Origin of the sequence: Prevotella vespertina, assembly GCF_009728485.1 — a bacterium.
GTDB classification, from domain to species: domain Bacteria; phylum Bacteroidota; class Bacteroidia; order Bacteroidales; family Bacteroidaceae; genus Prevotella; species Prevotella vespertina.
This window is the reverse complement of sequence record NZ_VVIQ01000001.1, coordinates 366,547-389,689: the sequence shown is the minus strand read 5'-3', so window position 1 is coordinate 389,689 and position 23,143 is coordinate 366,547. Positions and strand designations below refer to the sequence as shown.

20 protein-coding genes are annotated in these 23,143 nt (G+C 41.3%); 4 read left to right on the top strand and 16 right to left on the bottom strand.

Annotated features, from left to right (window positions below; all coding sequences use genetic code 11):
* Nucleotides 1-3: 3 nt before the first annotated feature.
* The 11 genes from F0475_RS01420 to pckA all read right to left on the bottom strand — a co-directional run bounded on the left by F0475_RS01420 (nt 4) and on the right by pckA (nt 12,962).
* A complete protein-coding gene (locus tag F0475_RS01420) occupies nt 4-1,470 on the bottom strand; it encodes a right-handed parallel beta-helix repeat-containing protein (protein WP_155715063.1) in 1,467 nt (488 codons plus the stop codon).
* A 51-nt stretch (nt 1,471-1,521) separates the two neighbouring features.
* Nucleotides 1,522-2,361, bottom strand: a complete 840-nt coding sequence (murI, locus tag F0475_RS01415; RefSeq protein ID WP_155715062.1) for a glutamate racemase — start codon at nt 2,359-2,361, stop codon at nt 1,522-1,524.
* An 85-nt stretch (nt 2,362-2,446) separates the two neighbouring features.
* A complete protein-coding gene (locus F0475_RS01410; RefSeq protein WP_009434339.1) occupies nt 2,447-2,962 on the bottom strand; it encodes an OmpH family outer membrane protein in 516 nt (171 codons plus the stop codon).
* 150 nt (nt 2,963-3,112) lie between these two features.
* Nucleotides 3,113-3,616: an OmpH family outer membrane protein gene (locus F0475_RS01405; RefSeq protein WP_004383130.1), complete on the bottom strand. Its 504-nt coding sequence runs from the start codon at nt 3,614-3,616 to the stop codon at nt 3,113-3,115.
* An 85-nt stretch (nt 3,617-3,701) separates the two neighbouring features.
* Nucleotides 3,702-4,250 (bottom strand): OmpH family outer membrane protein, encoded by a 549-nt coding sequence (locus F0475_RS01400; RefSeq protein WP_155715083.1) that lies wholly within the window; start codon nt 4,248-4,250, stop codon nt 3,702-3,704.
* Between the two features lie 120 nt (nt 4,251-4,370).
* On the bottom strand, nt 4,371-6,992 hold the full coding sequence (locus tag F0475_RS01395; RefSeq protein WP_155715061.1) for a BamA/OMP85 family outer membrane protein: 2,622 nt from the start codon (nt 6,990-6,992) through the stop codon (nt 4,371-4,373).
* 14 nt (nt 6,993-7,006) lie between these two features.
* On the bottom strand, nt 7,007-7,759 hold the full coding sequence (locus tag F0475_RS01390; RefSeq protein ID WP_009434370.1) for an isoprenyl transferase: 753 nt from the start codon (nt 7,757-7,759) through the stop codon (nt 7,007-7,009).
* A 50-nt stretch (nt 7,760-7,809) separates the two neighbouring features.
* A complete protein-coding gene (porG, locus tag F0475_RS01385) occupies nt 7,810-8,502 on the bottom strand; it encodes a type IX secretion system protein PorG (protein ID WP_155715060.1) in 693 nt (230 codons plus the stop codon).
* An 18-nt stretch (nt 8,503-8,520) separates the two neighbouring features.
* Entirely contained in the window at nt 8,521-9,903 is a 1,383-nt protein-coding gene (locus tag F0475_RS01380; RefSeq protein ID WP_155715059.1) for a DUF6242 domain-containing protein, read from the bottom strand.
* Nucleotides 9,904-10,640: 737 nt separating this feature from the next.
* Nucleotides 10,641-11,096 (bottom strand): BACON domain-containing protein, encoded by a 456-nt coding sequence (locus tag F0475_RS01375; protein ID WP_155715058.1) that lies wholly within the window; start codon nt 11,094-11,096, stop codon nt 10,641-10,643.
* Nucleotides 11,097-11,348: 252 nt separating this feature from the next.
* The gene (gene pckA, locus F0475_RS01370) at nt 11,349-12,962 is read right to left on the bottom strand and encodes a phosphoenolpyruvate carboxykinase (ATP) (RefSeq protein WP_009434377.1); all 1,614 of its coding nucleotides are present in this window, start codon (nt 12,960-12,962) and stop codon (nt 11,349-11,351) included.
* A 278-nt stretch (nt 12,963-13,240) separates the two neighbouring features.
* Here pckA and upp point away from each other — a divergent pair, with 278 nt between their 5' ends.
* Complete coding sequence (upp, locus tag F0475_RS01365; RefSeq protein ID WP_155715057.1) at nt 13,241-13,900, top strand: uracil phosphoribosyltransferase; 660 nt, start codon at nt 13,241-13,243, stop codon at nt 13,898-13,900.
* 145 nt (nt 13,901-14,045) lie between these two features.
* Nucleotides 14,046-15,350 carry a S41 family peptidase gene (locus F0475_RS01360; RefSeq protein ID WP_155715056.1) on the top strand — a complete coding sequence of 435 codons (1,305 nt, stop codon included), beginning with the start codon at nt 14,046-14,048 and terminating at the stop codon, nt 15,348-15,350.
* Nucleotides 15,351-15,601: 251 nt separating this feature from the next.
* On the opposite strand, the gene F0475_RS01355 is transcribed toward F0475_RS01360, so the two are convergent.
* The 3 genes from F0475_RS01355 to F0475_RS01345 form a co-directional block, all read right to left on the bottom strand.
* Nucleotides 15,602-17,332, bottom strand: a complete 1,731-nt coding sequence (locus tag F0475_RS01355; RefSeq protein ID WP_155715055.1) for an MAG1210 family protein — start codon at nt 17,330-17,332, stop codon at nt 15,602-15,604.
* 9 nt (nt 17,333-17,341) lie between these two features.
* Nucleotides 17,342-18,091, bottom strand: coding sequence for a LemA family protein (locus tag F0475_RS01350; RefSeq protein ID WP_004383119.1), 750 nt, complete (start codon nt 18,089-18,091; stop codon nt 17,342-17,344).
* A 174-nt stretch (nt 18,092-18,265) separates the two neighbouring features.
* Nucleotides 18,266-18,916, bottom strand: coding sequence for a hypothetical protein (locus F0475_RS01345; RefSeq protein WP_009434342.1), 651 nt, complete (start codon nt 18,914-18,916; stop codon nt 18,266-18,268).
* Between the two features lie 281 nt (nt 18,917-19,197).
* Here F0475_RS01345 and F0475_RS01340 point away from each other — a divergent pair, with 281 nt between their 5' ends.
* Together F0475_RS01340 and F0475_RS01335 are read left to right on the top strand one after the other, a co-directional pair.
* On the top strand, nt 19,198-19,926 hold the full coding sequence (locus tag F0475_RS01340; RefSeq protein ID WP_155715054.1) for a DUF1266 domain-containing protein: 729 nt from the start codon (nt 19,198-19,200) through the stop codon (nt 19,924-19,926).
* 31 nt (nt 19,927-19,957) lie between these two features.
* Complete coding sequence (locus F0475_RS01335) at nt 19,958-20,488, top strand: hypothetical protein (RefSeq protein WP_009434348.1); 531 nt, start codon at nt 19,958-19,960, stop codon at nt 20,486-20,488.
* A 720-nt stretch (nt 20,489-21,208) separates the two neighbouring features.
* Here F0475_RS01335 and F0475_RS01330 read toward each other — a convergent pair.
* Together F0475_RS01330 and F0475_RS01325 are read right to left on the bottom strand one after the other, a co-directional pair.
* On the bottom strand, nt 21,209-22,042 hold the full coding sequence (locus F0475_RS01330; protein ID WP_155715053.1) for a LytTR family DNA-binding domain-containing protein: 834 nt from the start codon (nt 22,040-22,042) through the stop codon (nt 21,209-21,211).
* A 78-nt stretch (nt 22,043-22,120) separates the two neighbouring features.
* Nucleotides 22,121-23,128, bottom strand: coding sequence for a 2-oxoacid:ferredoxin oxidoreductase subunit beta (locus F0475_RS01325; RefSeq protein WP_155715052.1), 1,008 nt, complete (start codon nt 23,126-23,128; stop codon nt 22,121-22,123).
* Between the last annotated feature and the right edge of the window lie 15 nt (nt 23,129-23,143).

Genomic DNA, 23,143 nt, shown 5'->3' with positions numbered 1-23,143 from the left:
AGATTAATTAGCTATCAGCTCATAACAGCCAATATCTGGTTTATTATCACGCTGCTTACCATCATGATCGGTTGCGAAACGTGTATCTGTTAATACTCGCCCTGCATCAATAGCAGGTGAGAGAACGTTATTCTCTGGCTTTTTAAGGTGCAAGTCATAGTCTTGCTTATCGGCATTGACCTTGACAAATTGCTTATCTCCACCCCCTGGATAGTCCTTTGTGTTCTCCCAAATAACGTCTGTAAAACGTGCGAGCAAAGCGGTATCCTTTGGCTTTGGCGTGCGTAACAGACAATGATCGAACTGATAATTGGCTGTTACTCCGTCCTTGTTATACACCATGAGGACATCTTCAGAATAGCCAGTTACCAATGAGTTAACCATGTTGAAAGCCTGTAAAGGATAGTCCTTATCGCCTTCATGATTGCCAAGACTTAATGCTGCACCGCGGTTACTATCGAAAGGATAGAACTGAGCAAAGGTGCAATGAGTCAGCGTAATGTGCCCACCAAGGAAGGAGGCGCAGTCCATCAATGTGTTAGAGAATTGTGTATTATAGGCTTCCACCTTACTATTTACAGCCTTCAAACCATATCCTTGACAATTATGTATGGTTGAGTTAGCCAGTGTAAGTTTGTTTTGCGAGGTGTTGGCAGCGTCACACACGATACCATTATAAGCTGAATGGAGGTCGGTATGACTAATGACATTATCGTAACTATCGGCATGGAAGTGTATTCCTTGCCATTGTCCACTCACATGGTCATAGGGAAGATAAGGGAAGAGGCGGTCTAATCGGTCACCACGTAACACCACGGGATGATCCGCCGTACCCTCACATCGCAACGAGCCATACACTTCCAGTGATGCTTTCTGCGAGAAGTAAAGCGTTGTTCCAGCTGGTATTGTAAGTGTCGCACCCGCTTCTACCTTCAGAGTATCTTGTAAGACAATGGGCTTAGAGCCTGTTAATGTCATATTACTGGCGACCTTCAAACCCTTTAGAAGTTGCGCATCCCAGCTGTAAGCACTAAGGATTACACGTTGCTGAACGCCACTCTCAAGTGTAAATATAAGGTTATCTACTATCTCCTGTGGACTTGTTCCATTATTCAGAGGCGATGTCATTTCCACAAATACACGAATACTATCCTTGTTTCTCACCTCTAAGTCTTTCACTTGATAGCCATTAGCTGCATTCAACTCGTCTCCACTGACATTCACACGGAACCCCGTTTGATTGCCTTGTGCTAGTCGGACATTCGTCAATCGAAGCCCAGCTCCCGAGCGATTATACACCCAGAAGGTCTTTGTGGATGTAGGGACATTAGAAAAAGTGGTATCTAACTTCAACGTATCCGATGAGAAAGACAACAAGTTCGAACGTGATGTTGTAAATGTATCATCGTCCGAACAGGCTGTTATCAGGGCTACTATCGCCAAGAGGCATAGTATGGTTAATTTCTTCATTATCTATCTTTTTGGTTCTTATCTAACGATACTCCCCTTGCTTTTATTGCTTTACTCCAAATCCACATGCTCCACATTGACTTCCTCATGGATGAAGATTTGGGCGTTCTCTTTGAACTTCTCTGGGTTCTCTGTCGTTAGATACCTCACAGTTCCATGTTTCGTGCATCGTTGCTCCATATCTGGATGGCGTCGCAAATAGTCTTGTAAGCTCTCTGCAACATACTCGCCTTGTGCAACAATCTGCACATTCTCTGGAACATGCTTCCGTATTTTAGGCATGAGGATGGGATAATGCGTACAGCCAAGGATGAGCGTGTCAATTTGTGGATCACGTTCTAAGATAAGGTCTATACGCTTCTTCACGAAGTAATCAGCACCTGGGGTATCTGCTTCATTGTTCTCAATGATAGGCACCCAAAGCGGACAAGGAATACCCGTCACCGTCACGTCGTCCCATAGCTTTTGTATTTCAAGCTTATAGCTATGACTCTTTATTGTCCCTTCTGTAGCCAACACGCCAACATGACGTGAGTGGGTAAGTTTGCCAATCACCTCTGCTGTAGGTCGAATCACACCTAACACGCGGCGCTGAGGATCGAGTTTGGGTAAGTCATTCTGCTGTATGCTGCGTAGTGCCTTGGCTGATGCTGTGTTACAACCAAGTATCACTAACTGACAACCAGACTCAAAGAGTTTCATTACAGCCTGCCGTGTAAATTGGTAAACAACATCAAATGAACGTGAACCATAAGGTGCACGGGCATTATCTCCAAGGTAGATATAATCGTAATCAGGCAATAACTGGCGGATACCATGCAGAATGGTTAACCCGCCATAACCAGAGTCAAACACGCCAATAGGGCCTGGCTGTTGCGAATATTGTGACATTATCCTCTTTATCAAATCGTTATTAAATAGGGCTTTAAGGCTCTATCGTTTTGCTTATTAATGGTTTCAGACACTTGAATACAATCTACTTAAGCGCAGAGATAAGTGCATCTGTGATGTCTTCTCCTATGGCTGTATTCACAAACGGAAGGTTGTTATTGTCTGAGTTAAGAATGAAGGCGTACCCACTCTCCTTACCCATCTCACGAACAGTATTGTCTAGTTTCTTACGAACAGGCGCATAGAGATCTGCTTCAGCCTTCTTTAAGAGACGATCTGTCTCCTTACGAAAGGCGATGTTGCGGTCCATCAACTCCTCTAACTCTGCTTGCCGCTTACGGAGAATAGAGGGTTCTAACTTGTGCTGAACATCAAGGAAATCCTCATAACGATTGTTGAAGTCATCAGCCGAACGCTTTGTTTCTGCATCATATTTCGCCTTTAAGTCATTCAAACTACGTGTTGCTGTGGCATAGTCTGCCATTGCGTGCAATACCTTCTCATAACTAAAGTAACCGAACTTTAGGCTTGGAGTAGTTTGTTGTGCGACTGCTAAGAGTGGTAACAACATCAAAGCAAAGGAAAAGAATAGCTTTTTCATCCTATTAATTATTATCTCTTCTATATATAAATACAAATAATGAGGTCAACGCAAGAATACTAATTCGTGCGGTGACCTCACCCTTATCTCCTCTTGAGAGTCGACTCTCTAGAGGCATATTAACACGGGCAAAGACTCCCGTACATACTTTTACTTCATCTTAGCCAATTGAGCCTTAACCTCAGCTGTTACATCCTTGCTAAGTGCCTCATTGATATACAATGGCTGACCATTAGCTTTCTCCATGATGTAAACATAGTTTCCTGCCTTTGCAACAGCTGCAATCGCATTGCGAACTTTCTCAAGTACAGGACCGAGTTGCTTCTGCTGTTCCTCATTGAAAGCCTTTTGGTTGTCCTGAGCAGTCTGCTGAATCTTTGTATACATATCCTGCAGATTCTTCTCTGTTTCTGCCTGCTTTGTTGCATTCATTGTGCTCTTTGCTTTGTCATAAGCCTCAGCCTGACGCTGCAACTCTGCTTGCATGTCTTCCAACTGCTTCTGGTATTCCTTACCTTTAGCCTCTAACTTGCTCTGAACTGCTGTTGCCTCTGGGAGAGACTGGAGTAGAGCTTGTGAATCAAGGTGACCAAACTTCTGTGCAAACAAGGTCATTGGTGCACAGAGCATCAACATCAAAAATAACTTTTTCATTGCTTTTATTGTTTTAATAGTTTATGTTTTTGTTTTCTTATAAACGTTCTTGTGATTCTATGAATATCGGTTGTCTCACCTTATATTATTGGTAAGCATAACCTAACTTCTGTAATACTTCATTGCTGATATCAACCTTAGGTGACCCATATATAATGCCAGAAGCATTGCTAGAACGGTCAATAACAAGACTATATCCACGCTGATCGGAGATATCCTTGACGGCATTATAAATCTCATCTTGTATAGGACTTATCAAACTAGTGCGCTTCTTGAAGAGCTCACCCTCTGGTCCGAAGTACTTACGTTTGAGGTCGGATGCTTGCTTCTCTTTCGCCAAGATAGCATCTTGTTTCTTCTTCTTCTGGTCTTGAGAGAGGAATACTACTTCATTCTGATAGTTCTTGTACATGGTTGCAGCTTCTGTATTCAAAGCCTCAACCTCTGCTTGCCACTTCTTACTAACCTGATTCAACTGCTCATTCGCACGTTCGTAAGCTGGCACATTCTTAAGGATATATTCCATATCAATGAGTGCAAACTTCTGTGCAGAGGCTGATAAAGGTAAAAGAGTGAAAAGGTAAAGAGGTAAAACATACCTCAATACGCTGTTTAATATCTTCTTTTTATTCATCATTCTTCTTATTATTAAAATCAAATCTAACGTTTCTGTTTTATGAAAACAATCTCTCAACGCTCAAAGACCAACATTACAAGGTCAATGGTCAAGGATCAATAGGCAAAGTATCAAACCCTAGAACTCCTGTCCAAGGATGAAGTGGAACTGGCTTCCACCCTTCTTTCCAAAGACTGTATCAAATCCGTATGCCCAGTCGATACCCATCATACCAACCATTGGAAGGAATATACGAACACCAAGACCAGCAGAACGTTTCATATCAAATGGATTGAACTTACTTGTTTCTGACCATGCATTACCAGCCTCAACAAATCCCAAACCATAGATAGTTGTATTGCCCAAGAGGAACGGATAACGCAACTCTAGAGAGAAGCGGTCGTATGCGTAACCTTGTACTTCGTATGAAGGTGTGAGTGCTCCATTCTCATAACCACGCAATCCAATAGTCTCTTCTGCATAGCCACTAGAGTATCCACTCATACCATCACCACCCATATAGAAGGTTTCAAATGGGCTCTTCTTATTCCTGTTATAGCTGCCCAATAGACCTAACTCAACACGAGTAACCAAAACGAAACACTTCTGACTGCTACTAAGAGCTGTAAAGGTTCGTGCCTTAAACTTCCACTTGTGATACTCTATCCAGTGATACTTCTCTTGTTGCTCCTTTGAGTAATTAGGCGAATTAGGATTCGTTGCCAAGTGAGCATAGTCCTTACCATCCCACTTAGACCATGGCGGAGTAATCGTCAAAGATGCTGAGAACTCTGAACCACGACGTGGGAAGAGTTGGTTATCAGTAGATGTTCTATTCAGTGCTACAGTCAAGTTCAAGTTGTTAGATGTGCCTGTTGGCATGAGGAAGTATCGCCAGTTACGCAACATATAACGCTGATATTGCAACTGTAAAGACAATGTGAAGTAATCATCAGGCCAACTCAAACGTTTTCCCCAACCAGCATAAACACTCAACAACTTAATGTACTTGTCTGGATCATAATAGTTTTCATAACTATTGTAATTATAGTTTCCGTAACCGTAACGATAATTGTTATAGTTGTTCAACAGCGACTGGTTGTAGTAATTACTTGATACGTCAGTCTGCTTTGAATAAGAGACACCCACATTGAATTGGATAGGACGCTTACCACCAAGCCAGTTGGTTGAATACTGAACATTGTAAGATTGGTAATAAGTACCATTCGTCTGTGCTCCCAAAGACAATGTCTCACCATCACCGATAGGCATAATACCACGATGTTCACGGTTTCTACGGAGGAGATTAGCCATTGAGAAGTTAGTTAATTTCAAGCCTACTCGCCCGATAACACCCGTCTGTCCCCAACCCAGAGAAAGCTCAACTTGGTCGTTAGACTTCTGTTTCAAATTATAATTGATATCCACTGTTCCATCTTCGTAATTAGGTTCAGGAACAGGGTTGATAGCTTCTGGATCAAAATAACCCATTGATGCTAACTCGCGGGCGGAACGCTGAAGAGCCTCTTTAGAGAATAGGTCACCAGGCTTTGTACGCAACTCACGACGAACAACATTCTCATAGAGTCGGTCGTTACCATTAATCTTCACACGATTAATATGTGCCTGCTGTCCTTCCGTAATACGCATCTCAAGGTCGATAGAGTCGCCGACAATGTTCACCTCAGTTGGCTCAAGCCTATAGAAGAGATAACCATTATTCCAATACTCATTACCAACAGCATCCTCATCTTGTGAGAGTCGCTTACTTAGATAAGTCTGGTTATAAACGTCACCTTTCTTCATTCCAAGCAAACGAGATAGATAATCAGTTGAATAAACTGTGTTTCCGACCCAAGAGATATTACGAATATAATACTTCTTACCCTCGTTTACCTTTACATAGATATCCACATGCTTTGGATCAACATTCCACACACTATCTTTCAAGATGGTGGCATCACGGAAACCAAACTCATTGTATTTGGTAATGAGATTCTTCTTATCTTCTGTCCAACGCTCGGGTGTAAACTTCTTTGACTTCAGTAAATTACCAAGCTTTCCTACTTCATGTGTCTTAGCAAAAGCACCCTTTGAGAAGAAAGAACCCTTGATCTTCTTTATTGGAAGTTGCTCATTCCCTTCAATGATAATATTGCGAACCTTTAGTTTCTCCTTCTTATCTACATCAATATCAAGTATGACTTGATTCTTATTCGCAACATCATCACGCTGGAGAATATTTATCTCGGCATTCTTATATCCCTTATCATCAAAGTACTTCTTAGCAAGTATCTTGGCACGACTAATCATATTAGGAGTAATCTGACCACCTTTCAGTAAGCCCAACTTCTTCTCCATATCATCCCGTTCACTCTTCTTCAAACCATTGTAATTGATGGTCGAGATACGTGGTCGTGGCAAGAGATTAATTCTCAAGTAAATCTTATCACCGACGATAGAATCTGCACTGATGGATACATCAGAGAAGAGTCCATGCTTCCAATAACGTTTCACCGCATCAGTGATAGCCGTTCCTGGTACCTCCAACTCCTGCCCAATGCTGAGCCCAGAAATACCCGTAAGTACATAATCCTCATAACCATCAATACCGCTGACTGCCAGTCCTGCAAGCTTATAAGTATGCGGATTACCAGAATAAGTTATATCTGGATTAACGATCTTCTCTTGTCCGCTCACCGTTAGAGTCATTCCAGAAGTGAGAGCAAGAAGCATCAACACCTTATTTATCTTCGTCATCTATATTGCGTAACTTATTTGTTTTCGTTTTCTTCTATCTGTCTCTCTGTCTTTCCAAAACGACGTTGTCTCTTTTGGAAACTATATATAGCACGCTGTAAATCGCATTCTCCAAAGTCTGGCCAATAGGTATCACAGAAGTAAAGCTCTGAGTAGGCTATCTGCCAAAGAAGGTAATTAGAAATACGAAGCTCACCACCTGTCCTTATTAGAAGGTCTGGATCAGGCATAAAGTTGGTTTGCATGTGCTTACTGAGTAACTCTTCTGTTATCATTTCGGGACGTAGCGTTACTTTTTCATTGCCCTGATTTTCAGCAATGATATCCTGTACCGCCTTAGTGATCTCCCATCGTGAACTATAACTAAGAGCAACAACCATTGTCATAGCAGAGTTCTTCGCCGTATGTTCTTCCGTCTCTCTGAGTTTCTGTTGCACCTCTATAGGCAATCGACCAATATCACCTATCACACGGAATCGGACATTATTCTTCATAAAGATTTCATCTTCTAAAGAAGTCAAGACCAGCCCCATCAATGCAGCAATCTCATCAGAAGGCCGACTCCAATTCTCTGTAGAGAAGGTGTAAAGCGTTAGATACTTCACACCCAGACGTACACACTCAGAAGTAATACGGCGAACCGTCTCCACTCCTGCCTGATGTCCATAAGAACGGGGCTTATTACGCTCCGTTGCCCAGCGCCCATTACCATCCATAATGATAGCAATGTGTTCTGGAATCCGTGTCATGTCTAATTCTTCCACCATGATTATATATGAAGAAAATAACCTTTCTTACTATTCCTTATATAGCCATCTTATTCATCTTCATTGTGACATGTTCGGCACTTGGTCATAAAGCTATAGCTGAACGTCAATTGAAGTGTTGAATAGCTATCTGTATTCTTAAAGAGTCCACTACTCTTTATTCCGTAGGGATCTCTTTGCCCATCTAGTTCGTCAGAGAGTGAGAAATGCATCGCCCACTCTAGTCCGATATTCGTTCGATCGCCAACCTTATACTTAACGCCAACGCCAATAGGAAGGTTAGCCGAGAATGCGGAACTACGATTACCATTCTCTATCTTAACATACGTGGCACCCAGTCCTATTGTTACATAAGGTGACAAACGTTGTGCGCCACGATAATCTTTACCCGTTCCATATGGCAAGAAGTTATATTCGTAAGCCACGCCTACATCTACCAAAGAGTTATTGAATAGATAAGGTGTCGTGGCAAATTGAGGATAATAGGTCTTCGCATCAGCTGAAGAACCTTTCATCTTGCCAAAAGAGACATTCATCTTCAACCCCATATAAGGATTGAAATTATATCTGGCAAGCATCGTCCCCATTGGTTGCAAGTCTTTTGTTAAAGACTCATTGAAGTCGCCAAGATAGCCCATCAAGCCAACACCCGCTCCTAACTCCATCTTATATTCAGGGTCACTCTGTGCCCACAAAGATGTTGTTACTAAAAGGAGAAGAACGCTAATGATGGTCTTTTTCATCTTACTCAGCCTTAGAACTTACTCTGCAGCACGCTCTTGATTCAACTTCCAACCCACTCTATTGAGCCTTCCACGCCAAACCTTACTACCGCTAATCATCCAAATGTAAGCATCTGCGTCGACCGTTGCTGTAAATGTATTAGCGGGTTGTGCATTCAGTGGATAGCTAAAATCTTTATCGCTATTCCATACAATTCCTGCATCACGAGACAATAACATTGAACCGAATTTGCCACTATTATCCACGCCCATAGCTAGCGCAGCACCATCATAATTAACAACTGTAAGATGGCGATAAGCAGGCAATAGGAACTTAGTTGCTGCATTCTCTACATAATTCCAAGTATCGTCTGCTGTTGGACGATTCTTATAGGAAAGCCTTGTCCAAGTAACTGTCTTATTCCCACTAGCAGTTGTTCCTACTAGCAAGACACGACTCATATCATCAGCGTCATTGTTGCTCAATAAGGCATAATTGATATTGCTCACAGGGAGAAGAGAAGCGTTATCATCGAGAGTCTCAACATTCCATGTAGCCCCATTATCTTGCGAACGAACTAAGCTTCCAGCTGTTGTCAAAGCGAATAGCTCCGAAGAAGATGCAGCCACCAACTGCTTCAAGTTCGTATTCGTACCCACTTGAGTCCAAGCGTTACCATCAGTAGAACTAAGGATTCGTCCACTATCTAAGATAAATAACTTATTCTCTTTGACCAATACGCTCTGATAAGCATGTGCAGAGAAAGACTGAGACAACAAAGCCCAATGATTACCATCATTCTGCGCCGTCACATATCCCTTCGTCTGTGTTCCATCCGTTCCAAACACAAATATCTTATCCTTAGTACTTACAGCCTTCATCGCCGTGAAAGCACCGAAATTACTATTACCCTGCATACTTACCCAAGAGAACACATTGCCCTTCTGCTTATGCACATTCACCGATATCTTATAATCACGATAAGTATCCCGTGCATTAGAGTAGATACGGAACGAGCGGGGAGAAGTGAAATCGATTGAATCATTCGGAGAAAAGTAAGTCTGCTTATCTCCTTGTTGAGAAAGGATTGTAACTGTACCAGAGTTCTTGGTTGTTATTGTAGCCAAAACGTGCGCCACATCAGTTCCATAAGGCAGGGAGTCCACATTGTAAACCAGCCCCTGCGCTTGGTCAATATAGAACCTAAGATTCTTTGCTTCATATTTAGCATAGAAAGTACTATCCTTCCCAGACTTCGTAAGCGTATCACGTTTTACTTTCAGCTGCCCCAGAGTAAACCCTGTTATAGCTGTATCTCTAAAACTTGAGCCATTATCATCATTGTCATCATCTTTCAGACAAGATGTCATCATCAAAGTTGCCAATACAAGGCCTACAAGAGTATATATCTTATTACGCATCAGATACTAATAATTGAATTTAGCTGCAAATTTAATCAGAAATCTTCAGACTAAACATCTTTTACGGGGTTAATTATGTAAAATATGGATTTATACATCAGATTTTTAAGTTTGTTTAGTATTATATAGAAGATTCGTATTTCTAGACTATTAGAATCGTCAATATCGAAAGGGAACGCGCCCAAGTACCAAAGTGAGGACGACAGCAACGCCCGTACGCGATCAGCGCCCCCCGTAGCAATCTTAAAGAATAAATAGTAATAACGAAAGATATATGTATTACCATTCTTTTTCCCTGCTTTCCGATTGTTTTTTCATTGGTTCCGCATTGCTTTTGTACGCATCCAGCGTTATTATCTAAGCGTAATAATTAATTATCTAAGTGTGATAATACTTTATCTAAGTCTGATAATACTTTATCTAAGTCTGATAATACTTTATCTAAGTCTGATAATACTTTATCACGCTTAGATAATACAAAAACATACGTATTCCGCAAATGCGCAATACGTATAAAAATAAAACAAGATACGCATAAACTAAACACAGAATGCGTATGTAAGTATGACGATATTAGCTCCTGTTAAAGCTAAAAGCTAATATCAAGACGAAGAGAGGGGGCAAAGCAAGGTGTAAGTATTAGGTTACATCAATCCATATTAGCCGTAACGAAAAGAGGATGTGCCTATTTGACACATCCTCTCTTTGGTATAAATATAAAAAGAACACAGGAAGTTTTAATTAGGAGTAGCTAACTGCGTTATTTTTACTGAGCATTTACTATACACTCCGTCTACAGAAAGTATAGCAGTACGCTCCTTGTGACTACGATTCGTCTTTACATACACTTTCATCTCTTTGCTATTATTCGTCTGTTGCACTACTATCCAGTCAGCCGACCAGTTATTCAGAACGCCTTTGTGATATTTCTCTGAAGGATCTTGGTCTTTGTCACCAACGAAATCAGGCACAACCATATTCTTTACGCCATCCTGTATAAACGTTATGTTATCTATGCCACGCCAATCACCAAATTTTGCATAAAGTATAAACGAGTTTGAAGCATTTGAAACAGTAACATCCTCCTTATCAAAAGTTAAGAATTCATCTATCATTTTCTCTTCCTCTTTATCGTGACAAGCGGTAAATAAACATGCTAGCAAAGCTATTAATACAAAATAAATCTTCTTCATAAAATTATCTCCTTACGTTAATTAAACATTATACTTTATCCATTAATAGGCTTCTTTTAATTCATATCGTGACAAATTTAAATAAAAAAAGTAGATTTACAAAGGGATTATTAGTTATTTTTGTTCTTTGATTAAAGGTTATCTATCTAAAGCAAATTAACAGTACATGTATTAAACGAGAAGCCCTATCCGCGGTAACTGCGGATAGGGCTTATATTTATCGTATTAGTTACAATCCAGTAACTACAAGATTTAGAGCTGTGGACCAGCTGCAACGAGAGCCTTACCAGCCTCGTTGTTCTCGTACTTCTTGAAGTTCTTGATGAAGCGAGCTGCGAGGTCCTTAGCCTTCTCATCCCACTGAGCTGCATCAGCGTAAGTGTCACGTGGATCGAGGATCTCAGTTGCAACACCTTCGAGCTTTGTAGGAACAGTGAAATCGAAGTAAGGAATCTGCTTTGTTGGAGCAGCGTCGATTGAGTGGTTCAAGATAGCGTCGATGATACCACGAGTATCGCGGATAGAGATACGCTTGCCTGTACCATTCCAACCAGTGTTAACCAAGTAAGCCTTAGCACCACTCTGCTGCATCTTCTTAACCAACTCCTCAGCATACTTTGTTGGGTGGAGCTCCAAGAATGCCTGACCGAAGCAAGCAGAGAATGTTGGAGTAGGCTCAGTGATACCACGCTCTGTACCAGCCAACTTAGCTGTGAAACCAGAGAGGAAGTAGTACTTAGTCTGCTCTGGAGTCAAGATAGATACTGGAGGCAATACACCGAATGCATCAGCTGAAAGGAAGATTACCTGCTTAGCAGCTGGACCCTGAGACTCAGGACGCTGGATGTTCTTAATGTGGTAGATTGGGTAAGAAACACGAGTGTTCTCAGTTACGCTCTTATCAGCGAAGTCAATCTTACCATTCTCGTCAACTGTTACGTTCTCGAGGAGAGCATCACGTGTGATAGCGCCATAGATGTCTGGCTCAGACTCCTTGTCAAGGTTGATAACCTTAGCATAGCAACCACCCTCGTAGTTGAAGATACCCTTGTCATCCCATCCGTGCTCGTCATCACCGATGAGCTTACGCTTTGGATCGGTAGAAAGAGTTGTCTTACCAGTACCAGAAAGACCGAAGAAGATAGCTGTGTTCTCACCATTCATGTCAGTGTTAGCAGAGCAATGCATAGAAGCCATACCCTTCAATGGCAAGAAGTAGTTCATCATAGAGAACATACCCTTCTTCATCTCACCGCCATACCATGTGTTAACGATTACCTGCTCCTTAGATGTTACGTTGAACATAACACAAGTCTCTGAATGAAGACCTAGCTCCTTCCAGTTCTCAACCTTAGCCTTAGAAGCATTGTAAACAATGAAGTCTGGCTCCTGATCGAAGTCTGCCTCTGACTTTGGACGAATGAACATGTTTGTTACAAAGTGAGCCTGCCAAGCAACCTCAACGATGAAACGAATCTTCATACGTGTGTCCTTGTGAGTACCACAGAAACCATCAACTACGAAAAGACGCTTGTTAGAAAGCTCCTTCTTAGCGATGTCCTTAACAGCTGTCCAAGCTTCTTTAGAAGCACGGTGGTTGTCGTTATGGTATTCCTCAGAATCCCACCATACTGTATCGTGAGAGTTCTCATCATCAACGATGAACTTATCCTTAGGAGAACGACCAGTGTAGATACCAGTCATTACATTGATTGCACCAAGCTCAGTCTCGTGACCCTTCTCATAGCCCTCAAGACCTTCCTTTGTTTCCTCATTGAACAATACCTCATAAGAAGGATTGTAAAGTACTTCTGTTGTACCTGTAATTCCGTACTTCTCAAGTACGCTCTTATCAAACTTTGCCATTTCGTTATAAATGTATTTAGTTGAAAATTAATGTTTACCTTACCACGATGTCTCATTGAAAGACACCGCAAAGGTAATATAATTATTAAGTACGAACAAATAAACGAATAGAAAAAGTATCAAAGTATTCTGCCTTATGGTTAAAGTTACTAAAATTATTCTAGGCACGTGTACATTTGCAAATTAGACTTTGCAAACCTACAGATTATTTCTTACTTTTGCCGAAATTTTGTACAGCAAGTTGCAAGTTTTCTTGCTTATAACACCTAAGATAGAAAATGGAAATCATTAATTTTTCGGAACAGAACTCCATCATCAACCAATATCTGGCTGAGATTCGTGACAAAGACTACCAAAAGAATCGCTTACTCTTCCGCAACAACGTGATGCGTATTGGAGAGTTTGAAGCATTTGAAATCTCTAAAACACTAAACTACGAACCAAAGGATGTTGTTACTCCATTAGGTACCGCACAGGTCAATATACCAACAGACAAGATTGTCCTTGCAACTATTTTCCGTGCTGGATTGCCTTTCCATAATGGTTTCTTAAACATATTTGACCATGCCGGCAATGCTTTTGTCAGTGCTTATCGTGAGTATAAAGACGCTGCACATCACGAGGTAGGTATTCACGTTGAATATCTTGCTACACCAGACATCAATGGTAAGACACTTATCATCGCAGACCCTATGCTGGCTACTGGTGGTTCTATGGAGTTAGGCTACAAGGCTATTCTTTCAAAGGGAACTCCTCGTCATGTGCATGTTGCTTGTCTTTTGGCTACACCAGAAGGTATCGCACATATCCGCAAAACTTTCCCTGAAGACTCTACCACCATCTGGTGTGCAGCAATTGACGAAGGATTGAACGAGCATAAGTACATTGTTCCTGGCTTCGGTGATGCTGGTGACTTGTGCTATGGTGAGAAGTTATAAAGATACTCTATAAATCTTCAAATCGGTTCATTAGAGAAAACTAGAAGCTGATTTTCATAAATCCTTTCGTCTAACGTATGAAGTACTTAAAACTCATATTTTAGCTTCAAAAGGAAGTCTATGACCAATCAAAGCTTTCTCACTTATGAACCGATTTAGTATTACATTACTTTTACATAAGTGCATTATGAAGAAGTCTGTTGTATTGATGATTGTTACCTTTGGATTAATAGTATCTATATTTGCAGTGTTTGCTCTAAATAGATGGTATCCAACGCATGGGCATGCAGACTGGGATGAGGTTCAACAATTCACAGCAGACAATATACCTGTTAATCCAAAAGACTTCCGAAGTGATTTCGAAGAGATATTCGAACAGGTCAAAAAGAAATACCCATATATTACTAAGAAACACATCAACCTTGATTCGATTCACACCACTTGCCTTCAACGAATTGACACCATGCAATCGAAAGTGGCTTATTCATTACTTATAATGGAATTCTTTGCCAATTTGAAATGCACTCATGCAAATAATGAAAGCATACTATATCCTTGGTTCATACAAGGGGATAATATCATTGTCATTGGGAATCGTGTGTTTGTTAATCATCCTTCAGTCTTTGCTATAAAGGCTGGATTGCAAGATAAAGACGAGATTATAACTGTTGATGGTGTACCTACAAATAAATGGGTGATGCATAATAGCAAATATGTCTCAGCTTCGACAGATGCCACTCGCTATCTACTATCAGCTTTGACTATACTCTGTAGTTATACAAGTCCTATAAAGACACTTGGCATTATTCGCCATGGAAAACCAATAACTATCACCATTCATCTGCAATCTAAGTCTGTTCCCACAAAGGCAGAGGAACAAAACGTAACTTGGGGAACGATTTCTTCAAAGGTTGGATATATAAACGTGAAAAGCATGCAAGATAATGCTGACACTGAATTCACCAAAGCTTTGAAGCATCTAAGCAAACTCCCATACTTGATAGTTGATGTGCGTCAGAATGGTGGAGGTAACAGTTGGATAGGAGATAATATTGCGCAGAACTTAATAAAGGGTAAACGACGTATTTGGAATGGGTCTACAATATCTCCTTCTACTAACAGCTATAAGGGAAAAGTAATCATCTTGATGGGTCATTATTCTTGTTCTTCAGCTGAGACTTTTCTCATTACAATGAAAGAAAGTGGTGATGCCTTGTTGGTTGGTACATCTTCAGCTGGTGATACAGGCGGTATTATTTGTCTTTTTAAGACATCACACGGAATATTCTATCGACTTCCTGTAGGACATTCGTCTGGTGTTTCTCCCAAAGGATTCCCATTAGAAGGGAAAGGAATAAGCCCGAACTATTTGGTACCAATGAAGGTTAACGACTTCTTATCAGGGAAAGACACTCAACTTGATTATGCCCTTCAATTATTTAAAGAATAGCTGTCAGCACCTGAAAGTTTATGTGTTTACTTGTTTTCGACCTTATTATCGAACTTAACACACACTCTTTAGTTCTAATCAAAACCTCTCCTTACATAAACAAAGAACGATAGAAACCATAACTTCTATCGTTCTTTTATTTTACCTTTACTATATTGCAATAAGAGGCACTCTAAATTCTTCGCGAAGAAAATCGAAATTGTTCGCGAAGAAAATCGAGAATCTTCGCGAACAATTATATGGTTTCCCTTTTATACCTTCGAAGCAATATGCCGTCGATAGAGGTCTAGATGGCTTTTCTGAAGTATTTCTCCAATATGATTTAAACGTTGCTTCTGAGAAATATTTGCTTCTTCTTGTGTATTATCTTCGCGCATAAGAATACGCCCATTACCAGCTACAGGTAGATATTCATCCCATTCCACGGGTACATTATGATACCTACCATCGCCACCATATTTACTAATATAAGTTAGGCGACGCACACTTCGGTAACCATAAGCCGTCACTGTCAATAGCGTGCTGCCATCCCCTTGCTGTTTCTCTTCTGTCTTTAAGATGCAATTCGTAACACAATCGGGATGTTTGAAATGATCTTGCCCCCAGAAATTAGCTAATGCCTCATGCTCCCAGAACGAACTCTTCTGTTGCATGTCTTGACCATAAATTGCTGACTGCGGACGTATCTGTTGATACATAGGCACACAAAGTAAGGGAGCGAAAGCAAAGTATATAGCACGGAAATAGATTGCATTGATTCTGTGAAAATCCTCTTGTGCCTTATCATAATCGAATCCTTGATACTGCCTAGGGTTCAAATCGAGGTTTAAGTCCTGCATGTGATGCGCCATAATGACGTTGATCATCTTAGCTTTGTTAAAGTCGAAGTCATCACCGAAGGCTGTTTCCTCATCCTGCAATAGCTTCATCATACTCTGTTGAGCTAATGGCGTAAAGAGTAAAGCATATTGCTGATTATTATTTCGATTACTTGTATTGAAGGCAACTTCAAACTCCTCATTTGTTAGCATTGCAAAGTAACCATCTTTCAAGTTACGTGCTTTACGATGTAAGCGGTACTTATCCCATTTAAAACGTAGCGAGCCTTCTTTGCCTGCCAAGCCATTTGGTTTGCGATAGAACACTAAGTCAGGCGCAGCAGTATTACCATAGATGAGCCTTGTTCGTTCGAAATACTCTGGATAAGGTGCCGTCACACTAGCATGTAAGGTTTCCGAACGTTGCACCGTCCGCCTATTACCATTTCCATCCGTCACCGTCTCTGTCCAATAAATAGTCTTTGAGCCATAGTAAGTCTTTGTTCCCATCTCCATCTTACGTGTTCGACAGATAACAAAGGGGTTTCCATTGATTAGTCCAGAATGGGAATAAACAACAGAACGCTCTGCATTGAAGGAATCATCCCAACCATAACTCTTGCGTAAATCGGCTAGACGTTGGGTCGTAAAATAAGGATCGAACTCCAGTCTAGGCACACTCTTCGACATCATTCTCGTCAGAACATCCCAGTCATAGAGCCTATTCAGCGGTGCCATCTGGCTCCACGCCTCTTCCTTCAAACGGGAAAGTATAGCCGAAATATTATTCCGTTCATGCTTGAGATCAGACAACCTCGGGTGTACCTTCATCAACAAAAAGACAAGCGAGAGTACTGACACGGCACCAGCTATTAAAAGATTCTCTATTGGCCAGTTCTCATGTTGTGCCAAGATCGCCAATACTCCGCCAATCACGAGCAACCATAGCACAACACAAAGAACCGTCCACCATGTAATCCGATTCTTTACTTCTGCCAAGACTGTCTCATTATCATAGACCTTCCGGCACGTCTCTCGATTGGCTTCTACATCAATAGCAGCCTCACGAGCCAACTCCTCAAAGGTTTCTTCACTAACCTTCTTAAACTTGTCACGAAAGACATTGATGTACTCATCGAGTGGATCGTAAATATCTTCAACCATCTTTTATCCTTAGAAGAACTTACTTCTTGCAGCTTCACGTATTTCAGCCGATGCGGTGAATGGTATACGAGTAGTGTAGCCCTGCTGAGCTGCAACAATCATCTTCGTTGGCCATGAGAATATATCGGTGTTCCATTGGGTCACCCTACTATTATATACGGTGCGGGCAGCTGTGATTTCACGCTGAAGATAATTGTTCTGCTGCATAGCATCAGCGATGGCACTATGTGCTTTCAACTCAGGATAAGCCTCAACCTGTGGGAACAACCGACCTAAGGCAGAACCTACTTGCGCACTCACCTCGTTACGATTTGTCTCATTGACACTACCACCACGTAGAGCAGCAACGGCTTTCATCACATCTTTATCTAAGTCGATAGCACGCTCAACAAGTCCTACAACGTTCTGAAGAATCTGCACACGTTGCTCTAGATAGTTGTCGATGTTTGATGCCTCAGCCTGAATACGCTGCTCTAATTGCTGGAAATAGTTGCGAGCCGATATCTTCATAAAGATAAAGATTACACCAGGAAGGATTCCAACAAGACAACCGACAACTGCTACTAACAACGGATTCTCCATCGTACTACCCATTATCGCTACAAACAGGAGCACCAATACGGGTATTACCACCCACAGAGCAATCTGAAATAGGGTTGACCCTGTACCAACTGTCACTGCCAATTGCTTGTCAATTACATGTACGTCACGACCTGACTCATTAACAGGTCCCGTGACTTCATCTAGTAAATTTGCCATACGCTAAGTATTAGTTGTTTCTTATAGAAATGATTTATTTAGGTCTCAAAGGTAATGGTTTTCTAGTAAATGAGCAAACATACTTACCTTATATTTCAATGGAAGCATGCTTATTAATGACTTCTATCACTACCAGGGTTTACTCCCCAGCAGTGATAGATGTATGTGTGTGCGCTACTTTATTCCACAAAGGTTCATCAATTCCTTTCCCCATGAAGGCAACAAGCCCTGTGGTTGCTCACTAGCATAGAGTTGCTTGATGGTTGTCAATTCCTTTGGTTCGTTCATACTAGGTTGCCCAGTAATCTTACTCATGTTATCAAAGAAGATGTAGAGGAGCAAATGTGCACGTGGATTATCAGGATTTACACCAATAGCCGACTTGTAATTGATGATTGCATCCATATAATATGACTTGCCATTCACCATAGGATTCTGTACAATGAGTGCCGTGTAATAGAGTCCTTTAAGCACTAATGCCTCCGAACGGGCTACACGATCAGTCGGACAGAGTGCTTGTAACGCCTCCAAATCAGGCTTTGCTGACTCAAGGAATAAGCCCGAATGACTGTCTTGTGGGAAGTGGACAGCATACTGAAGAGCAAAGAGCGTCTTGTAATAAAGCGGTAACCATTCGTTAGGATACTGTTTCGTCAGTCGATCCAAAGCATCCATACCAACGACAATAGACTCTGCATTTTCTGCATTTACTTTACTTAGCGTATTGCTCAAAGCCTTTTCCATAGGCTGAACATCAGCTGCGTAAACACTAGTTGCGCACATAAGGGCAACGATAACGACGAGTTTTGAAATTAAAGTTCTCATAAGTCCTAATTTTAAAAGGTGAAACATATTGTCTGCTGCAAATGTAGTAAGCCTTTTAGCAAGCTCCAAATATTGGGGACAGACGACCAAGTTATGGGCTGTATAACTATGTGCTCAGCTGAAATACTAGTTTTTGGGACTAATGACTAATCGCTTTTCAATCCATGTGAAGTGATGTATAACAGGAAGAACGACGAAGGTAAAAATGTTAAAGAAAACTATACCTTTACCTATACAACTGAATTTTTCGTATCTTTGACAGCAACTTAAAAACCAAAGCTATGGGGCTATTCAACTATTCAAGTAAACTATCCGACGAACAATTACGTCGCATCTCCCTAAGTGCACAATACCAAGGGCAGCAGGGAGGAGACCATTTTACACTTTCATCTAAGATTGGTTCACGTGCAAAAGTACTTCTCGAACAAGGCTGGGGTATCACAAATCGACAAGAATTATGCGAAACCATAGAGGAATTGCTCGGACGTTGCCGCTCACTTGATATTGCTGTTATAAAAGAAGAAATGATGGCAGAGGTACAAGAAGACAGCGGAATCAACACTGAGGTACGACGTATATGGTCAATGGCAAGTATTGTTGATAAACATTACATAACACGAGCTGTAGATTTAAGCGATTTGCTTAATATGCTAACCAACTATATTGCAGCACAAGATAGTCTACTTGCTAATGAACTGATTACCTCATGGGATGCTATAACAGGAAAAGACGTTATAGGATGGGATATAGGGCGCGCAGCCTATCTCGTGCGTGTTGGTGTGGAAATGAAATACCTCAATGCAGACCAGGCGTGGGACTATCTGGAGAGAGCTTACCAAAGAGCCATCAGCACATTCGACACATGGGAAGAGCTCGGACGTTCTTATATCATCGGACGTTGTTGTTGGACTTCTCATCCAGAGGAGCGTGATGTCTTAGGCTTTTGTAACGTAGTGAAATGGCTTTTGAAACATCCCGAGAGCCCTTGGGTAAAAGTTAAGTTGAAATAATTTATCAATAACATATTAAATCTTTCAGATTATGGATCATACTTTTGTTCTAGTTATCATCATGTTCATTGCAGCGAGTATTATTGCCTTCTCGCTTATGTTCTACGTGCGGCAAAAAGGTAAGAATAGTAAGGGAGTCTACACAGCAAAGGCAATGGAATTCATCACAAAGAAGTACCCTTCTATCAATACAAGCAATATCAAGTGTGTAGAATTTTATATTCCTAAGGGGAGTTTAGGACAAATAGACCCAGCAATTATTGCCTACAATGATGAGGACATGTATATAATATCCGCTCTCGCTCAACCTATACCAGGCTTCTACAGAATCAAATCTAATGAGCAAGCTGAATGGGATATGTTCTATTATCCTATGACAAGCATAGAGCAGGCTGGCTTTGATGAAAAGCAGAAACACTTCTTTCTCGTTATTAAAGGAGAATCAATTAAACTGAAAATCAGGAAAAGAAATACCTTCCAAGAGGATCAGCAGGAAGAGTTAAACGACTTCTTTGCGACGATATCTCGCGTACTAAAAAAGAATGAAACATTGAACGTATAAGCCTCAAAGAATACATCAATAATACACAAACGAAGGTGCATAAAGCCGTAAAAGGTTTTTATGCACCTTATATTATATACCTATCAATGCGCACCTCCACCCCATAAAACGATTATTCTCAACATCCAATACTATGATTTACAAGCCCAATACAGCTTTTCTGCAATGCTTTTACTCACACTAAAGCTCCCTTTCCAACCTCAGTTTCGTCTCTTTTGTATATACATTACATCCCTTTCCAACCTCACTTCCATTTCTTTTGCATATACATTACATCCGTTTCCAACCTCCCGTCCATCTCTTTTGCATATACATTACATCCGTTTCCAACCTCCCTTTCATCTCTTTTGTAGCTACCTTTTTTTAGTTTCATCATGAAGAGACACAGATTTCATCATGATGAAACGAATGTCTCATCACGATGAAACATAAGTTTCACCATGGTGAAACTAACAGAAGACATAGGTCTAACAGATGAAACTCCCCTTAGTTTGTAACGCAACTCATAGGAATTAGCATTCGCAATCATACTATTCCGAGCATCATTACATAGGTAAGAGTGCCTCAAGCATAGCCTAACGACAGGAAGAAATGGCGTAAGGCACTGACAAAAACACAATGATTTGCCTATCCAAACTCACTTCTATTAGGGGCATTCCTACTATGAGAAGGGCTTGGAGAGGTTATCAGAAAGGGCTTTAAATAAGGTTGGGTGCGATTTTAACTAAGGTATTTTCGTAAACTGGGAACAAAGGTGCGGGACACAGGAATCGTATCGCGACACACCTTAAAGCGCAAGAGATAACCATTGGAGTTACCCTTTGCCGACTCAATATTATTGATGTTTACGAGGAAGGAACGGTGGCATTGAAAGATATTATCATACGGCAGATCGGCTTTCAAGGCGGTCAATGTGGTGCGAAGTTCCCTACGTTCTATCTTGTCGCACGCCACGTAGCACACTAATGCGTTATTCTTCTGCGCTTCGATATACAAGAGATTGTTTATAGGCAACGATAGGTCCTCGCCACGCAGATTCTGGTCATGTAATGTAATCATAATTCCTACTTGCTCCTCATTGGTCTTAACCTTCACTTCCTCAAGTCTGTTGTGCAACATTCGGTTGTAACTTATCAGCGTGGAGATACCTGTCACGAGTAACCAAATTAGGAAAGTCCAGTAAAAAAAGACTAAGAAGAGTTGCCACGAGAGCGGTACCTTAAAGCAGAATGAGGCATAAATGGTCATGGAAAACGCCATAGCTAGTTCGATTGCAACCGAATATATTAGCACATCACCATTGGTAACGAATCCTTTTTTACGCCTTGGTATGCCCAAGAAAAGCAAAGAACAGAGTCCTTGAACGCATGACGAGAGTATGCCTACGCCCAAACACATCAGAAAGATACTGCCAGAATAGTTGCTAATACCAAATGGTTGGAAGAGATAAAGGAGTATAAAAATGCCAGTCCCTAACGCTAACAATGAGCGTAAAGAACTGACATTAGCTTGCAAGGGGCACTTGCTATATAGGAATTCTGTGAATCTGTGCATGGCTCAACGTATTATTTACCTAAGGGCAAAGATACACATTTTCTATTACAAACGCAAGTGCTATAAATGAGAATCACATCACTTTACTTCCCATATATCGTTGGTTTCCAACATTTCCATGAACGTGTGATAATGCTTCTGCGCCTTCACTTCTTCTATCTGTTGGTTCACTGCAGCATCGTAAGTAGGTGCTTCAACATCACGAATCACTCCGAGGGCTATTGGGAAACCATCTTCATTACTCATCATAGCCAACTTCAGCTGTAGAGTATTGTCTTGGCAGTGGGCATCATGTACGAGGATATCATCTTGCGTAACGCCGTTCTCGCCAATCTTAACTACCTTCAAGCCGAATCCCTCTTGCATGAGTCCATACTCCTTATTAGCTCCAAAGATCAAAGGTTCGCCATGCTTAACGTAGATTGCATTCTCTTTACGACCTTGAGAGGTGTAGACTGAGTTGTGACAACCATCGTTGAAGATCACACAATTCTGCAAAATCTCACACACGGAAGCCCCCTTATGCTGGTAAGCAGCCTTGAGAATGGCCATTGTCTCATTGTTGTCGCTGGCAACGCTACGTGCGAAGAAGTTGCCACGAGCACCGAAACAGAGTTCAGCGGGGCGGAACGGATCTTCCGTTGTACCAAAGGGACTCGACTTAGAGACGAACCCGCGAGGACTAGTTGGGGAGTATTGTCCCTTCGTTAGACCATAGATGCGGTTGTTCAACAGAATCATATTCAAGTCGATATTGCGTCGCATGGCATGGATGAAGTGGTTACCACCGATGGCAAGAGCGTCACCATCGCCCGAAACCTGCCAAATGGTAAGGTTGGGATTGGTTACCTTTGCACCCGTAGAGATAGCTGCGGCACGACCATGAATGGTCTGCATGGCATAGGTATTAGCGTAATAGGGTAATCGACTTGAGCACCCGATACCACTGATAACAGCAGTTTCATAAGGTGGAACACCTAGTTCTGCCATTGCTTTCTGCAAGCTGGCAAGGAAGAAGTGGTCGCCACATCCGGGGCACCAGCGTGGTTGTCCCTTCTTAAAGTCTTGTGCTGTATATTGGTTCATAATCTGTTTAGAATT

Bases quoted from the DNA above. Each gene is read 5' to 3' on its own strand.
- F0475_RS01405 (WP_004383130.1), bottom strand. From the start codon at position 3,616: ATGAAAAAGTTATTTTTGATGTTGATGCTCTGTGCACCAATGACCTTG.
- upp (WP_155715057.1), top strand. From the start codon at position 13,241: ATGGAAATCATTAATTTTTCGGAACAGAACTCCATCATCAACCAATAT.
- F0475_RS01325 (WP_155715052.1), bottom strand. From the start codon at position 23,128: ATGAACCAATATACAGCACAAGACTTTAAGAAGGGACAACCACGCTGG.
- F0475_RS01350 (WP_004383119.1), bottom strand. From the start codon at position 18,091: ATGGCAAATTTACTAGATGAAGTCACGGGACCTGTTAATGAGTCAGGT.
- F0475_RS01410 (WP_009434339.1), bottom strand. From the start codon at position 2,962: ATGAAAAAGCTATTCTTTTCCTTTGCTTTGATGTTGTTACCACTCTTA.
- F0475_RS01360 (WP_155715056.1), top strand. From the start codon at position 14,046: ATGAACCGATTTAGTATTACATTACTTTTACATAAGTGCATTATGAAG.
- F0475_RS01345 (WP_009434342.1), bottom strand. From the start codon at position 18,916: ATGAGAACTTTAATTTCAAAACTCGTCGTTATCGTTGCCCTTATGTGC.
- F0475_RS01335 (WP_009434348.1), top strand. From the start codon at position 19,958: ATGGATCATACTTTTGTTCTAGTTATCATCATGTTCATTGCAGCGAGT.
- F0475_RS01420 (WP_155715063.1), bottom strand. From the start codon at position 1,470: ATGAAGAAATTAACCATACTATGCCTCTTGGCGATAGTAGCCCTGATA.
- F0475_RS01330 (WP_155715053.1), bottom strand. From the start codon at position 22,042: ATGCACAGATTCACAGAATTCCTATATAGCAAGTGCCCCTTGCAAGCT.
- murI (WP_155715062.1), bottom strand. From the start codon at position 2,361: ATGTCACAATATTCGCAACAGCCAGGCCCTATTGGCGTGTTTGACTCT.
- F0475_RS01400 (WP_155715083.1), bottom strand. From the start codon at position 4,250: ATGAATAAAAAGAAGATATTAAACAGCGTATTGAGGTATGTTTTACCT.
- porG (WP_155715060.1), bottom strand. From the start codon at position 8,502: ATGAAAAAGACCATCATTAGCGTTCTTCTCCTTTTAGTAACAACATCT.
- F0475_RS01340 (WP_155715054.1), top strand. From the start codon at position 19,198: ATGGGGCTATTCAACTATTCAAGTAAACTATCCGACGAACAATTACGT.
- F0475_RS01375 (WP_155715058.1), bottom strand. From the start codon at position 11,096: ATGAAGAAGATTTATTTTGTATTAATAGCTTTGCTAGCATGTTTATTT.
- pckA (WP_009434377.1), bottom strand. From the start codon at position 12,962: ATGGCAAAGTTTGATAAGAGCGTACTTGAGAAGTACGGAATTACAGGT.
- F0475_RS01390 (WP_009434370.1), bottom strand. From the start codon at position 7,759: ATGGTGGAAGAATTAGACATGACACGGATTCCAGAACACATTGCTATC.
- F0475_RS01355 (WP_155715055.1), bottom strand. From the start codon at position 17,332: ATGGTTGAAGATATTTACGATCCACTCGATGAGTACATCAATGTCTTT.
- F0475_RS01380 (WP_155715059.1), bottom strand. From the start codon at position 9,903: ATGCGTAATAAGATATATACTCTTGTAGGCCTTGTATTGGCAACTTTG.
- F0475_RS01395 (WP_155715061.1), bottom strand. From the start codon at position 6,992: ATGACGAAGATAAATAAGGTGTTGATGCTTCTTGCTCTCACTTCTGGA.